A 15101-nucleotide genomic window follows, 5' to 3' on the forward strand; every position below is an offset into this window, starting at 1 on the left:
CGTATTTTCCGATAGGGCGGGGGACAATCCGATTGGCTGGGGTCGCGGGCCTTGCCTAGGACCATCCGCATGGTCCAGCCCTCCGACATGATCGCGGTGATCGGCTTCGGCGAAGCGGGTCGGACGTTCGCGACCGCCGCCGGCTGGGGCGAGCGCGCTCGCGTCTACGACCGACTGACCGACAGCTCCACGACCCGCCATGTCAAGCGGGCGGACTATGCCGCGTGCGGCGTCATCGCAGCCGATACCTCTGGTCAGGCCATCGACGGCGCGAGCATTGTCCTGTCGCTCGTGACCGCCGACCAGGCCAATGCGGTGGCGGTCGAGGCCGTGAAGGCTATCGACCGTGGCGCGTGGTTTCTGGACCTTAACAGTGTCGCGCCGGAGACGAAGCGCGCCAACGCACGGGCCATCGAGGCGGCGGGCGGCCACTATGTCGACGTGGCCGTGATGTCACCGGTCGAGCCCGCGGCCCTGGCGGTTCCGATGCTGGTCAGCGGCCCGCGCGCGGAGGCTGCGGCTGAGGTTCTGACGTCCCTGGGGTTCTCAAACGTCCGCGTGGTCGGCGCCCAGGTCGGCCGCGCCTCGTCGATCAAGATGATCCGCTCGGTGATGATCAAGGGCATCGAGGCCCTGAGCGCCGAATGCGTGCTGGCCGCCAGCGAAGCGGGCGTGCTGGACGAGGTCGTCGCTTCGCTGGACGCCAGCTGGCCGGGCGCCGACTGGGGCCGGCGGACGGACTACAATCTGGACCGGATGATGGTGCACGGCGCCCGCCGGGCGGCGGAGATGGAAGAGGTCGTACGTACCCTCGACGATCTCGGCGTCGGGTCATCGATGAGCCGGGGCACGGTGGTTCGCCAGGGCACCATCGGCACGATGGGCCTGACATCACCGCCCGAAGGCCTGCTCGCCAAGATCGCGACCGTCCTAGACAGAAGGGCGAAAGCCGCATGACCCTGATCATCGACTGTCACGGCCATTATACGACGGCCCCCGACACCCATAACGCCTGGCGGGACGCCCAGGTGGCCGCCTTCAAGGCCGGTGAACCCGCGCCCGCCTACCCCGACATCTCCGACGACGACATCCGCGAGACCATCGAGCAGAACCAGCTGAAGCTGCTGCGCGAGCGGGGGGCCGACCTGACGATCTTCTCGCCGCGCGCCTCGGCCATGCAGCCCCATGTCGGGGACGAGGCGGTCAGTCTAGAGTGGGCGCGGCGCTGCAACGACCTGATCGCGCGGGTGGTGGGTCTGTATCCGCAGACCTTCGTCGGGGTCTGCATGCTGCCCCAGTCGCCCAAGGCCGATCTTGCCGGCTCGATCGCCGAGCTGGAGCGGTGCGTCACCGAACTGGGCTTCATAGGCTGCAACCTGAACCCCGACCCGGGCGGCGGCCATTTCCAGCATCCGCCGCTGACCGATCGCTACTGGTATCCGCTGTACGAAAAGATGGTCGCGCTGGACGTCCCGGCGATGATCCACGTCTCGGGCAGCTGCAACCCGGCCCTGCATGCGACCGGCGCCTATTACATCGCCGCCGACACCGTCGCCTTCATGCAGTTGATCGAGGGCGACCTGTTCAGGGATTTCCCGGCGCTGAGGCTGATCATTCCGCATGGCGGCGGGGCCGTGCCTTACCACTGGGGGCGCTACCGGGGTCTGGCCGACATGCTGAAGAAGCCGGCGCTGGCCGGGCATCTGATGAACAACGTCTTCTTCGACACCTGCGTCTATCACCAGCCGGGCGTGGATCTGCTGGCCAAAGTGATCGAGACCAGGAACATCCTGTTCGGGTCCGAGATGGTCGGGGCGGTGCGCGGGATCGACCCGGAGACGGGCCAGTATTTCGACGACACCAAACGCTATGTCGATGCGCTGGATATCGACACGGAGCGCAAGCACGCGATCTTCGAAGGCAATGCGCGACGCGTCTTCCCGCGCCTGGACTCCATCCTGAAGGGCCAGGGTCGATGACGAGCGAGCCCGCCAAGCAGGACATCCATGCCTATCTGGAAGAACTGGAGGATATCCCCGGCACCCGCGTCTTCACCGCCGCCCGCGCGCGCAAGGGCTACTGGTTGAACCAGTTCTGCATGACCCTGATGAAGGCCGACAACCGCGAGCGGTTCAAGGCGGACGAGCGCGCCTATCTCGACGAATGGCCGATGACCGAGGCGCAGAAGCAGGCGGTGCTGGGGCGGGATTACAACGCCGCGCTGGATCAGGGCGGCAACATCTACTTCCTGGCCAAGGTCTTCTTCACCGACGAGATCAGTTTCCTGCAGGCCGTCGGCACCATGACCGGCATGAGCCAGGCCGACTATCAGGCCATGATGATCGCGGGCGGCCGTTCGCCGGTGGGGCTGCGGTCGAAGAAGGATCCCTACTGATGGCCCGCATCACCGCCGGCGTCGCCACCAGCCACATCCCGGCCCTGGGCGCGACCATCGACCACGGCAAGACGAGCGAGCCCTACTGGGCGCCCTGTTTCGCAGGCTACGACTGGACCCGCGCGTGGGAACAGGCCCAGAAGCCCGACGTGGTGATCCTGGTCTACAACGACCACGCCAGCGCCTTCGACATGAACTTCATCCCGACCTTCGCGGTCGGGTGCGCGGAGCGATACGCCTCGGCCGACGAAGGGTGGGGGCCCCGGAAGGTGCCGGACGTCATCGGCGATCCGGACCTGGCCTGGCACATCGCCCAGTCGTGCATTCTCGACGAGTTCGACATGACCATCGTCAACCGGATGGACGTCGACCACGGCCTGACCGTGCCGCTGAGCCTGATGTTCGGCCAGCCCGAGGCCTGGCCGTGCAAGGTCGTGCCGCTGGCGGTCAATGTGGTGACCTATCCGCCGCCGACCGGCAATCGCTGCTATGCCCTGGGCGAGGCCATCGCCCGCGCCGTCGCCAGCTACCCCGAGGATCTGAACGTCCAGGTCTGGGGCACGGGCGGCATGAGCCATCAGCTGCAGGGCCCCCGCGCCGGGCTGATCAATCAGGACTGGGACCGGCGCTTCCTCGACGACCTGACCGCCGACCCGCAGCGTCTGCGTCACATCCCGCACATCGAGTACCTGCGCGAGACCGGCTCGGAAGGCATCGAGATGGTCATGTGGCTGATCATGCGCGGGGCGCTGGGCGCGGATGTCCGCGAGCTGCACCGCCACTATCACGTGCCCGCATCCAACACGGCGGTGGGCCATATCGTGCTCGAACCTATCGGAGACCAGACATGAAAATCGCACTCGCCGGAGCCGGCGCCTTCGGTGAAAAACACCTCGAAGGGCTGAAGCTGATCGAAGGGGTCGAGGTCGTCAGCCTGATCGGCCGGACGCTGGAGCCCACCCAGGCGGTCGCCGCAACATACGGTATCGGCCACGTCACGACGGATCTGGCCGAGGCCCTGGCCCTGCCCGAGGTCGATGCAGTGATCCTGTGCACGCCCACCCAGATGCATGCGGCCCAGGCCATCGCCTGCATGGACGCGGGCAAGCACGTCCAGGTCGAGATCCCTCTGGCGGACAGTCTGGCCGACGCAGAAGCCGTGCTGGCCAAGCAAAAAGAGACCGGTCTGGTCTGCATGGTCGGGCACACCCGGCGCTTCAATCCCAGCCACCAGTACCTGCACAAGAAGGTAATCGACGGCGAGCTGGCCATTTCTCAGATGGACGTCCAGACCTATTTCTTTCGCAGAAAGAACATGAACGCCAAGGGCCAGCCGCGTAGCTGGACCGACCACCTGCTCTGGCACCACGCCGCCCACACCGTGGACCTGTTCGCCTGGCAGTGTGGCCCGATCGTCAAGGCCAACGCCATCGAGGGGCCGCTGCACCCCGAACTGGGCATCGCCATGGACATGTCGATCCAGCTGAAGGCCGAGAGCGGCGCGATCTGCACCCTGTCTCTGTCGTTCAACAACGACGGGCCGCTGGGGACTTTCTTCCGCTACATCGGGGACACCGGCACCTGGCTGGCGCGATACGACGACCTGTTCACCGGAAAGGAAGAGCCGGTCAATGTGTCCAAGGTCGACGTCTCGCTGAACGGCATCGAACTGCAGGACCGCGAGTTCATCGCCGCCATCCGCGAGGGGCGCGAGCCCAACAGCTCGGTGGCTCAGGTGCTGCCCTGCTATCGCGTGCTGGATCAGCTCGAGCGCCAGCTGAACGGATGACGCGGCGCGAGACCCAGGTCGCGATCGTCGGGGGCGGGCCGGCCGGGCTGCTGCTCGGCCACCTGTTGCGCATGGAGGGGATCGAGGTCGTCGTCGTCGAGCGGGCCTCGGCCGACTATGTGCTGGGCCGTATCCGCGCGGGCGTGCTGGAAGCGACCCTGACCGACCTGTTGGCGCGGCTCGGCATCGATGCGCGGCTGAAGGCCGAGGGGCTGCCGCACGACGGGTTCTTCCTGGCGGACGGGGAAAAGCTGATCCACATCGACGTCGGTGGTCTGACCGGCAAGACGGTCACCGTCTATGGCCAGACCGAGGTGACGCGGGATTTGATGGAGGCGGCGCCGGAGCGGGGGCTGGAGGTCGTCTACGAAGCCGGCGACGTCGCGCTGCATGATGTCGAAAGCGACGCGCCCTGGCTGACCTACGTCAAGGACGGCGTCGAGCACCGGATCGACGCGCGGTTCGTCTGCGGCTGCGACGGCTTCCATGGGCCGTCCAGGAAGGCGATCCCGGACAGCGTGGGGCGGGTCTATGAGAAGGTCTATCCGTTCGGCTGGCTGGGCATTCTGGCCGATGTGGCGCCCTGCCATCACGAGTTGATCTACGCCAACCATCCCAACGGTTTCGCCCTGGCGTCGATGCGGTCGCCGACGCGCAGCCGATACTACATCCAGGTGCCGGTGGATGAGGACATCGCCCTGTGGCCCGACGACAGGCTGTGGGACGAGCTGGCCGTGCGCCTGGGGCCCGAAGCCGCGAGCCGGATGACGCGGGGCCCCGCGATCGAGAAATCCATCGCGCCGCTGCGATCGTTCGTGTTCGAGCCGATGCGGCACGGGTCACTTTTCCTTGCGGGTGATTCCGCCCACATCGTGCCGCCGACGGGGGCCAAGGGGCTGAATCTCGCGGCGTCCGACGTGATCTATCTGTCGGAGGCGATCGGACGCTTCTTCAAGTCGGGGGACGCCGAGGGCATCGCCGGCTACTCCGACCGGGCATTGGCGCGGGTGTGGAAGTCGGAGCGGTTCAGCTGGCAGCTGACGACCTTGATGCACCGGTTCCCGGAGACCGACGCCTTCGACCGCCAGATGCAGCAGGCGGAACTGGACTATATCGCCGGATCGCGCGCTGCCCAGACGGCGATCGCCGAGAACTACGTCGGGTTGCCGCTGTAGTGTTTGCCTCTCCCGCCCGGGAGAGGGTCGGTCGGTCAGGCCGCGACCACCCGCTGGTCGATGACGCCGAAGAGCGGCGATCCGTCCGGCAGTATGGCTTCCATTCGCACCGTGTCGCCGAACCTCATGAAGCCGGTAGAGGGCGCGCCCTGGTCGAGAATTTCGATGGCGCGGCGTTCGGCGATGCAGGTTGAGCCGACCTCGCGGTAGTCCTCATTAGAGACCGTCCCGGAGCCAATAATGGTGCCGGCGCACAGGTCGCGGGTCGAGGCGGCGTGGGCGATCAGTTCGTGGAAGCCAAATCCCATCAGACCGCCCAGAGGCGCGCCGAACTTTTCGCCATTCCAATGCACGGTCAGCGGCAGGTGAACCCGGCCGTCGCGCCAGTGTTCGCCCAAGGCTTCGGGCGTCACGGCGAAAGGCGCCACGGAACACGCAGGCTTGGCCTGAACCCAGCCGAAGCCGGTCTTCATTTCAATTGGCGCGAGGGTGCGTAGAGACCAGTCGTTGATCTGAACCACCAGCTTGATGTGACCCATCGCCTGGTCGGAAGTCACGCCCATCGGGACGAAGTCGGTGATCACGCCGAACTCGCCTTCGAAATCGATGCCGTCCTCCTCGCGGGGCAGAGGCACGTCCTCAGTCGCTGAGAGGAAGCGGTGGGACAGCCCCTGATACATCAGAGGACGACCCGGCGGCGGAGGGGCCGTGCCGAACAGCTTCTCCATCAGGGCGCCGTGGCTGCGGAAGGCCGAACCGTCCAGCCACTGCCAGGCACGGGGCAGGGGGGCGAGCAGCGTGTCCGCGACCAGCGGCACGCCGTCACCGGCCTGCAGCCGCATCGCCAGACCCTGAAGGACCGCCTCGGCTTCTGACCAGCGTTCCAAGGCGGACTGCAGGGTCGGCCAGGCGAGGCCGGCGTACAGAACCCGGGTCGTGTCGTCCGAGACCACGACGAGGCTTCCGTCGGGGCTGCCGTCGGTCAGGGTCGCGAGCTTCATCGGCTCAATCCTCGAAGATGGCTACGGCGCGGGTCCAGCCGGCGGAGCCGCCCCGGACCTTGTGCGGGAAGCAGGACACGGTGAAGCCGGTCGCGGGCAGCACGTCGAGGTTGGCCAGCTTCTCCATGTGGCAATAGCCGATGTCCCGGCCCGCCTTGTGCCCCTCCCAGATCAGGGAGGTGTCGCCGGTCTCGGCCACGCGTTTGGCCGTATGGCTGAACGGCGCGTCCCAGGACCAGGCGTCGGTGCCGGTGACGCGCACGCCGCGCTCGGTCAGGTACATGGTCGCCTCGTAACCCATGCCGACGCCGGCTCCGAGAAAGGCGGGGGTTCCCAGCGCCGCTCCGGCCGCCGTGTTGACCAGGACGATCTCCAGGGGTTTCAGCGTATGGCCGATGCGGGCCAGCTCCGCCTCGACCTGGGCGGCGGTGACGACATGGCCGTCGGGCAGGTGGCGGAAGTCCAGTTTGACGCCCGGCTGGAAACACCACTCCAGCGGCACCTCGTCGATGGTGATGGCGCGCTCGCCGCCGTTCATCGTCGGGTGATAATGCCACGGCGCATCCATGTGGGTGCCGTTGTGGGTCGTCAGGGTCAGGGTCTCCGACGCCGCGAAGCCCAGTCCGCCGGGGAAGTCCCCGGCCGTGACGCCGGGAAAGAAGGCCTGGGCCTCCACCACCGTCTCGGCGTGGGTCTGGTACGTGATCTTCGGCCGCATGAAGGGCGGGTCGGCAACCGTGTCGTTGTCGAGGAAGATCGAGAGATCGACGAAGCGGCGGGCCATGCTCAGGCTCCGATCCTGCCGCCGAGCGTGTCGGCGAACCAGTCGGCGATATAGTCGCGTCCGAAGGCCATGTTGTCCGCCCCGACGTGTTCGACGCCGCCCTCGCGGTCGGTGAAGATCTTCAGTTCGCGGTTCGGGCTGTTTGTCAGCTGGTCGAAGCTCTGGTGAGCATATTCCAGGCCGATCTGACGGTCCTTCTCGCCGTGGGTGACGAGGAAGGGAACGGTGATCCGCTCCATCACGCCGTTCAGGGTCATGTCCTTCGTCTTCGCATGGAAATCTTCCATGTCTGTCGCGCCGAACACCCACATGACGTGGTCCCAGTAGTGGGGCACCGGGTTCTCGCCCTCGCGGCGCAGGCGCTTCTGCTGCACCTCGGCCCAGTCATGGTTGGCGCCCCAGACGGCGCCGGAGGCGAAACGCGGTTCGAACGCCACAGCCCGCGGCGCATAGTGGCCGCCCAGAGAGATGCCGGTCATGCCGATGCGGTCGGGATCGACGTCGGGTTGAGTCAGCAGCCATTCCAATGCGGGCGTGGCCCATTTTTCGGAGTACGGCGTGGCGGGGAGGTTCTTGAGCCGGAGTGCCTCGCCCGTACCTGGCTGATCCACCAGCAGGGTGGAGATGCCGCGACGCGCCAGAGCCTCGTGAAGGCGGCTCCAGTAGAGAAGCTCCTTGGAGCTATCCAGACCGTTGCAATAGACCACGACAGGCTTGGGCCCGTCGCCCGGCGCGCGGATGTAAAGGGCCGGGAAGGTCGAGCCTTCATAGGCGATCTCGACCCGCTCGACACCCATGTCGCCCAGCACCATCGCCCGCTTGAAGGTGTCCTGCGCCTTGGCGAATGTCGCCTCGCGGCCGGGGTGGCCGTGACCCTGCATGCGTTCGGCGGACAGCAGATACAGCGCCGCGCGCTCCAGCTTCGTCCCGGCCGAGAAGGACCGCCCGCGCGCTTCGTCCTCGTCGGCGAGGGCGATCAGGGTGTCGGCCTTTTTGGCCCATTCCTCGGCGAAGCGCAGGGTGCCAGCGTCCTCGCCCTTGGCCGCCGCGTCGAGCAGTGGCTTGCACATATCGACGATCTCGCCGATCTGCGCCCCGCTCTCGATCGCGATCGAGACCGACAGGTTCCAGACATAGTTGGGGAAGTATTCGAACAGGGCCACTGGGGGTCAGACCCCGGCCGGCTGGAACAGGCCCGTATCCGGTTCCGGATGCGGCATGGTCTGGGGTCCGCCGGTGCCGACGCCCCACTGATCCATGGTCAGGGCCGAGGGTTTGTGCACCTGGGCGACCCAGGTGGCGTCGTCGACCTGTTCCAGCTCCGAGGTGTATTCCACCGCGAAACCGCCCGGCGTGACGAAGTAGCTGAAGGTGTTGTTGCCCGCCGTGTGCCGTCCGGGACCCCAGCGAATGTCGATCTGGTTCTCCTTCAGCCGGTGGATGCCGCGCATCATGTCGTCGACGCCCAGCACGTCGTAGGCGACGTGGTTCAGGCAGGGTGGCCCAGGCAGGACGGCCAGCCGGTGATGCCATTCGTTGCAGCGCAGGAAGCACATGAAGTCGCCGAGCCAGTCGGAAACCTTGAAGCCCAGCACGTCGGTAAAGAAGGTGACTGCGGTCTTGTGATCCGGGGAATGCAGGACGATGTGGCTGATCTTCTGGGGGATGCCCTCCCAGCGAACCAGCTCTCGGCTGGAGCCGCGCGCCACGTCACTTGAGATCTCGAACGGCAGGCCGTCCGGGCTGAAGAAGCGGAAGCCGTAACCGCCGCCGAAGGTCTGCAGATCCTTGGGCGCAAAGACGATGCGGCATCCGGCGGCGACGACCTGGTCGTGCAGCGCGTCCACATCGGCGCGGCTGTCGGCGGCCATGGCTATGATGTCGATACGCTTCTGATCGGCCTGACGAAGACGCACGACATAGAGTTCGTCGTGACCCTCGGTGGCGAAATGGATCAGGTCGGGGTCCGAGCCGTCGGTGACCGGAACCTCCTGCAGACCCCACAACTCGCCATAGAAGCGGCGCTCGGCCTCGATGTCGGTAACGCCGTAACCGACGTACCGGATTTCACTCACTCTCGCCATGACGGCTTCTCCTGATGGACGGGGTCGCTGGACATTCAGATGGCCTCGGCGACGACGCGGAACATGTCCCGGGTGGCGGCGCCCTGTTCGACCAGGGGGCCAACGCCGATCTGGCCTTCGCAGATGGCGCGGGACGCCTCGACGATGTAGCGGCAGCGTTCGAAGCGGCGGGCGCGGTAGGCGACGAAGGCGTCTTCGATACTGGCGGCGCGCGAGAGCTCTTCGGCCAGCACCAGGGAATCCTCGATCGCCATCCCGGCGCCCTGACCCAGGTGCGGGGTGGTGGCATGAACCGCGTCACCCAGCAGCACGACCCGGCCCTTGTGCCAGTCGCCGTCGAGGAAGACCCACTCCAGAGGCTTGTAGACGACCTCGTCGTCCCGGGTGATCTGGTCGATCAGAGGCGCGACGGCAGGGGAGGCGACGGGCCTCAGCTTGTCCCGCAAGGCCTGGGCCAGGCTCTCGCGTGGATAGCGCGGATTGCCCGGCTCGGGCGTGGTCACATACATGTACATCAGGGTGTCGGACAGCGGCACCAGCCCCACGCCGATCGGTCCTTCGTAGACGCACATGCCGGTGACGTCGGGCGTCCGCGCGAAATTGTAGCGCCATACCGACTGGCCGGTGAACATCGGGCCAGGTGCGTCGGGGAAGATCCGGGCCCGGGTGGTGGAATAAAGGCCATCGGCGCCGATCACGAGGTCGTAGCGGTCCCGCGTCCCGTCGCTGAACGTGACCGTGACGCCCGATCCGTCATCCTCCAGCCCCGTGGCCGTGACGCCAAGGCTGATGGTCGCCCCGGCCTCGATCGCGCGGTCGCCCAATACCTTGTGCAGGGCGCGGCGGCCGATGCCGACATTGGAGGGATAGCCGTCGACCAGTTTCGGCGTCGGAATGTGGGCGACCTTCTGTCCCGACGGGATGAAAACCTCGACGTGGTCGAACCCGAACCCGGCGTCGATGTAGTCGTCGATCAGACCCAGCTGGGCCATGGCCCGGATGACGTTGCCCTGCTGGATAATGCCGACGCCGTAGACGGACCAGTCAGGGTCGCGTTCGATGATGTGCGAGCGGATGCCACGCCGGGCGAGCGCGATGGCGGAGGTCAGCCCGCCGATGCCGCCGCCGATGATCAGGACCTTCAGCGTGGCGGGGTCCAGAGCACTCACGACGCCGCTCCCGTCAGGCTGGAGGCGTTCTCGGCGAGAAGGCGGGGCACGTCGAACTGTTCGGCGAACACCAGCCGGCACCGCGTCTCGTCGAGCGTGTCCGCGAAGGGTTTCAGCGCCGGTTCGAGATGGTTGCGCGCGAATTCGCGGGCATCGCCGGCGGTGTCGAACCACAGGGTCCAGACGCCGTCGAATGCGGCCGACGGCGCGGTGGGCGCGGCGATCGGCGACCGTCGCGACTGGGCGACGCAGAACGGTGTGGCGAGATCCCCGGCCGCGCCCCAGGCATCGGCGAACCCGTCAGTCGCGTCTGATGCGGCAAGGTAGACGAACAACTTCCAGACGGCGCCCCGGGAATCGTCGGACAGCGACCTCGTCACGACCGTCGGGCGGACGGAGGTCTGATCGACGAAGCGGGGCTCGTCCGGTTTCAGCCGGGTCAGATAGTAGGGTGTTGTTGTCGAGGCCGTCAGGTGGGTCAGGTCGGTGAACGAAATTTCGGTGACGAGATGTCGGTCCCAGCGCCAGGCTTCCAGCGCGGCGGGCAGGGGCAGATCGTCGACGACGTGATTCTGCACATAGGCCGAGGGCATGTCGCCGGCGTCGGCAGGGGCAGCGTAGACCATCGGCCCGTGGATGCTCTTGAGGTGACGCATCGCCTCGGCACGGGGCCGGCGGGGGGTGGTGCGGGCCGACAGGATTACAGTGATCATGCCGCGTCTCCCCGACCGAGCGGGACCTGCCGGGAAACAGGCGCGCGCAGGCTCGCGGCGAGGGCCACCAGCCCGCACAGGATGGCGCCGACGCCGCAGCCAACGACCGCCAGACCGAGTTGTCCGGTCAGTTTCGAGCCGACCGTCAGCAGGATGGGGCTGAAGAACTGTCCGATGAAGAAGGCTCCGGTCCAGAAGCCGACGCCCCGTCCGCGATGTTCGGGTGGCAGGGACGCCATCGCCCAGGCCAGAAGCGTCGGCAGGATGATGCCGCAGCCCAGCTGATTGATCACTACCCCGACCATGGTCAGGGGGTAGGTCGTGCTCAGGCCCATGATCACCAGGCCCAGGCCCGCCAGCAGGAAGGCCCCGGTCAGGATTCGCGCCGTGCCGAGCCCCGACAGCCAGCGGAAGGCGAGGGAGCCGAACGGCACCGCCAGCGACCCCGCGGCCGCAGATCCGCCGATCACGGCCGGATTGGTGATACCGAGCCCGCCGAGAACGACGCTGAGCTGAACCGGCACGATGTAGAAGACGACGCCCCCGAACAGGGTGACGGCGCAGATGAAGATCATCAGACGCGCGGGGAAGGCCGCGACCGTCTCGCCGACCGACCGGGCCGCGGTCCGGCTCTGGCGAGCCGGCTCCCAGGTCAGCATCAGGGTGGCCAGGGCCAGCACCCAGGCGGTCAGATAGACGGCGAACGGCGCGCGCCAGTCGATCGCGCCCAGCATGCCGCCGACGAGCAGAAGCACGACTGCGGAGAGGGAGGAAATCCCGACCTGCCAGGCCAGCCAGGTGTCGCGGCGCTTGCCGTCGAAATAGTCGCCGATCAGGGTCGTGGACGCCGTCATGATGACCGCCTCCATCAGGCCGACGCCGACCCTCGTGCCCAGGATCGCCCAGATGTCGTCCAGGAACAGCGGGGCTGCTCCGAGCGGCGCGTAAAGGACCATGGCCCCCAGCAGCAGACGACGCCGTCCGACCCGATCGGCCAGCCATCCGGCGACTGGGGAGAACAGGGCGATGCAGATCGCCGGGACGGTCAGGACGATCGGCCCCAGGAAGGCGATCCCCGACACGTCTGCATAGCGCGCCATCAACTGCGGCAGGATCGGCGCGATGACGAGAATTCCCATCACAGACAGGGTGGCCGCAAGAATCAGGACGAGGCCCTGTGCGAAGCCGGCCTGCCGGCCGCTGTGGTGATTGACGTTCATCCCGATCCTCCGGCCGTCCTCTCTGATGGAGGATCGGCGCGGCAGCCTAGAGCCAGGGTTTCCTGACCAACAAATCGATTGATTGGATCGAACCCATCGGTTTGCCGGATCGCTCTCGGGCTAAGCGCGGCTTATGGCGGCATAGCCCCTTTGTATTGGACGCCGCCGCTGACCGGATGATCAGTGAGGGCCGGATGGAGCGGCGTCGACTGGCGCGACCATCGGAAAAAGGGCCGGCGTCAGACCGGCCATCGCATCAAACAGGAGCAGGCACAGACCTGCGGGGAGAAGACGCTATGAGGAAGTCCCTTTGGCTGGGAGCCGGTTGCCTGCTGGTCTACGCCTCCGCCGCAAACGCACAGGTCGCACCTGGGCAGACCGAGTCCGAGGCCGGACTGCCGGATGTCGTCGTCACGGCCACCCGGGTGGAAACCACGCTTCAGCGCACGGCCAACGCCGTGACCAGCGTCGATGGCGAAGACCTGTTCGAGGCCGGCGTCGCGCGGGCGCAGGATCTGTCCAAACTGGTGCCCGGTCTGCAGATCGAACAGAACGGCTCCGGATCGTCCATCTTCCTGCGCGGCGTCGGCGCGCGGGTGCTGAGCGCATCGTCCGACCCGGCCGTCGCCTTCAGCGTCGACGGCGTCTTCCTCAGCCGGCCGCAGGGCCCGAGCCAGACCCTGTTCGACCTCGCGCGTGTCGAGGTGGTCAAGGGTCCGCAGGGCACGCTTTATGGCCGCAACGCCACGGGCGGCGCGATCAATGTCATCACCAATCGCCCTGAAATCGGAGCGACCGGCGGCCAGGCGGCGCTCGAGGTCGGCGACTACAGCGCCATTCGGGCCATGGGTGCCGTCGACATCCCGGTCAGCGACACGGTCGCCCTGCGTCTGGCGGGTCAGACCGTCTACCACGACGGCTATCTGTCGGACGGCTACAACGACGAGGACTCCAAGGCGCTCAGGGCCAGCCTGCTGTTCCAGCCCAACGAAGACCTGAGCGTCAATCTGTCGATCGACTGGGCCAACCAGGGCGGTCAGGGCGGTGCGCCCATACCCGTTGGACCCCGCGCCGCCGGCGTCCTGACGGGCCGCTATGTCGTCGCCGACGATCCGTTCGTCGGTCCGTCGGATCCGCGCCTGATCGCCTTCCTGAACACGGTGTCGCCGCCCTCGACCCTGACCGGGCCGGGCGTCGGTCCCTACTGTCCCGCCATGCCGTTCGGTGGCGCGGCGCCGACGCCGGGCACGCCGGCCGTGATGTTGTGCGCCAATCCCCTGGGCATCAATCCGCAGACCAACCAGGGCTACATGGACAACGACTTCTATGGTCTGAACCTGACCGTGGATCGCGACTTCGGCTTTGCGACCCTGACAGGCGTACTGGGCTACCGCGGCACCCGGGTCGATTCGTCGTTCTATGCCGACAAGGGGCTGCAGTTCTTCCGCAACGACGTCGATCAATGGAGCGGCGAACTGCGGCTGGCGTCCAATCCTTCTGACGACCGGCTGGAGTGGCTGATCGGGGCCTTCTATCTGAGCGAGCAGCAGGATTCGGTCACGCGTATCAACAGCTCGAACTCCGCCGGCTCGAACCCCGTGCCGGCGCCGGGATCACCCTTGCCGAGAACCACCTGCGCCTTCCCTCTGGGGACAACGGGACTTTGCGCCGCACAGGTGGTCATCCTGCAGGACTACCTGCAACTGGCGGACCCCGACCTGCTCAACGAGACCTATGCCTTCTTCGGTCAGGCGACCCTGTCGATCACCGATCGATTGCGCGCCACGGGCGGCGTCCGCTTCACCAACGAGAGCAAGACGCGCACCAACGGCTCCATCAGCAATGTCTACAATCGCCCCGTCGGCGTGGTGACGACCTACACCTCGCAAGGGTCGGTCGAGTATGACGACACCAGCTATCGTGTCGGCGTCGAGTTCGATCTGGCGGAACGCTCGATGGTCTACGCCAACTATTCGACGGCCTTCCACGCCGGCGGGTTCAACCTGGGCGTCCAGGCCGGACCCAACGCCTATTTCTTCCAGCCGGAAGAGGTCACGGCGACCGTCATCGGGATCAAGAACCGCTTCTTCGACAACCGGCTTCAGCTGAACGTCGAGGCCTTCAACCTGGACTACGACAACTACCAGACCCAGCGTCTGGGTCGGGTCAATGACGGCTCGAACGCGTGCAGCGTGCTGGCGATCGTCACGGCCTGTCCGCTGGCGATCCGGATCGAGAACGCGGCCACGGTGCGGGTCCGCGGGGTCGAGACCGACGTCGTGCTGGAGGTCGGCGACAACGGCGTGTTCAACCTGAATGCCCTCTACAGCGACGGCAAGTTCAGCGACTTCAAGCAGTTGAACGCCTTCACCGGCGCCACGACGGACTACAGCGGCGTGGCTCTGCCTGGGGCCGCCGACTGGGTCGTCTCCGCCGGGTACGAGCAACGCTTCCCGCTGAACTCGGGCGCCGCGTTCGTGGCGGGGATCGCCACCCAGTACAAGAGCGACGCCTGGATGTGGTACACGCGCGAGCCCGGAAACTTCCAGGAAGCCCACACCCGCACCGACGTCAGCCTGGCGTATGAGGCGGCCTCCGGAAACTGGACTGCGCGCGCCTTCGTCCGCAACATCGAGAACGATGCGGTCCTGCTGCAAGGCAGTCCGGCCGATGCCAACGCCGGCGTGCCCTACAACATGCTGAACTCGCCCCGCACATACGGCGCGAGCCTTTCGGTGACGTTCTGAGCCGGAATCCTCAGATCGTCGCCG

Annotated in this window: 14 protein-coding genes; 7 read left to right on the forward strand and 7 right to left on the reverse strand. The window is 66.7% G+C overall.

The features are described from left to right. Positions 1-69: 69 nt before the first annotated feature. From ACQY68_RS06050 to pobA, 6 genes are read left to right on the forward strand one after another with little or no spacing between them, the layout of a single operon-like run. Positions 70-957: a DUF1932 domain-containing protein gene (locus ACQY68_RS06050; protein ID WP_428152150.1), complete on the forward strand. Its 888-nt coding sequence runs from the start codon at positions 70-72 to the stop codon at positions 955-957. After that, a complete protein-coding gene (locus ACQY68_RS06055; protein WP_428152151.1) occupies positions 954-1979 on the forward strand; it encodes an amidohydrolase family protein in 1026 nt (341 codons plus the stop codon). The genes ACQY68_RS06050 and ACQY68_RS06055 overlap by 4 nt, the downstream gene beginning before the upstream one ends. Then, entirely contained in the window at positions 1976-2395 is a 420-nt protein-coding gene (gene ligA / locus ACQY68_RS06060; RefSeq protein ID WP_428152152.1) for a protocatechuate 4,5-dioxygenase subunit alpha, read from the forward strand. Before ACQY68_RS06055 ends, ligA begins: the two co-directional genes overlap by 4 nt. Next, positions 2395-3246, forward strand: a complete 852-nt coding sequence (locus tag ACQY68_RS06065; protein WP_428152153.1) for a class III extradiol dioxygenase subunit beta — start codon at positions 2395-2397, stop codon at positions 3244-3246. The genes ligA and ACQY68_RS06065 overlap by 1 nt, the downstream gene beginning before the upstream one ends. Next, complete coding sequence (locus ACQY68_RS06070) at positions 3243-4184, forward strand: Gfo/Idh/MocA family oxidoreductase (RefSeq protein ID WP_428152154.1); 942 nt, start codon at positions 3243-3245, stop codon at positions 4182-4184. The genes ACQY68_RS06065 and ACQY68_RS06070 overlap by 4 nt, the downstream gene beginning before the upstream one ends. Then, the gene (pobA, locus tag ACQY68_RS06075) at positions 4181-5359 is read left to right on the forward strand and encodes a 4-hydroxybenzoate 3-monooxygenase (RefSeq protein ID WP_428152155.1); all 1179 of its coding nucleotides are present in this window, start codon (positions 4181-4183) and stop codon (positions 5357-5359) included. The genes ACQY68_RS06070 and pobA overlap by 4 nt, the downstream gene beginning before the upstream one ends. Positions 5360-5394: 35 nt before the next feature. On the opposite strand, the gene ACQY68_RS06080 is transcribed toward pobA, so the two are convergent. Genes ACQY68_RS06080 through ACQY68_RS06110 form a run of 7 tightly spaced genes read right to left on the reverse strand, consistent with a single transcriptional unit; the run spans position 5395 to position 12330 of the window. After that, on the reverse strand, positions 5395-6360 hold the full coding sequence (locus tag ACQY68_RS06080; protein WP_428152156.1) for a fumarylacetoacetate hydrolase family protein: 966 nt from the start codon (positions 6358-6360) through the stop codon (positions 5395-5397). A 4-nt stretch (positions 6361-6364) separates the two neighbouring features. Beyond that, positions 6365-7144: a cyclase family protein gene (locus ACQY68_RS06085; RefSeq protein ID WP_428152157.1), complete on the reverse strand. Its 780-nt coding sequence runs from the start codon at positions 7142-7144 to the stop codon at positions 6365-6367. A gap of 2 nt (positions 7145-7146) precedes the next feature. Continuing rightward, complete coding sequence (locus ACQY68_RS06090; RefSeq protein ID WP_428152158.1) at positions 7147-8307, reverse strand: alpha/beta hydrolase family protein; 1161 nt, start codon at positions 8305-8307, stop codon at positions 7147-7149. Positions 8308-8313: 6 nt separating this feature from the next. Further along, complete coding sequence (locus tag ACQY68_RS06095; RefSeq protein WP_428152159.1) at positions 8314-9228, reverse strand: VOC family protein; 915 nt, start codon at positions 9226-9228, stop codon at positions 8314-8316. 35 nt (positions 9229-9263) lie between these two features. Continuing rightward, entirely contained in the window at positions 9264-10397 is a 1134-nt protein-coding gene (locus ACQY68_RS06100) for an FAD-dependent oxidoreductase (RefSeq protein ID WP_428152160.1), read from the reverse strand. Next, on the reverse strand, positions 10394-11110 hold the full coding sequence (locus tag ACQY68_RS06105) for an EthD domain-containing protein (protein ID WP_428152161.1): 717 nt from the start codon (positions 11108-11110) through the stop codon (positions 10394-10396). The genes ACQY68_RS06100 and ACQY68_RS06105 overlap by 4 nt, the downstream gene beginning before the upstream one ends. Beyond that, the gene (locus ACQY68_RS06110; protein WP_428152162.1) at positions 11107-12330 is read right to left on the reverse strand and encodes an MFS transporter; all 1224 of its coding nucleotides are present in this window, start codon (positions 12328-12330) and stop codon (positions 11107-11109) included. Before ACQY68_RS06110 ends, ACQY68_RS06105 begins: the two co-directional genes overlap by 4 nt. A gap of 296 nt (positions 12331-12626) precedes the next feature. On the opposite strand from ACQY68_RS06110, the gene ACQY68_RS06115 reads away from it, so the two are divergent. Continuing rightward, positions 12627-15077, forward strand: coding sequence for a TonB-dependent receptor (locus tag ACQY68_RS06115; protein WP_428152163.1), 2451 nt, complete (start codon positions 12627-12629; stop codon positions 15075-15077). The last annotated feature ends 24 nt before the right edge of the window (positions 15078-15101 follow it).

The sequence above is a fragment of the Brevundimonas sp. genome (genome assembly GCF_965278935.1).
In the GTDB taxonomy this organism is placed as follows: Bacteria; Pseudomonadota; Alphaproteobacteria; order Caulobacterales; family Caulobacteraceae; genus Brevundimonas.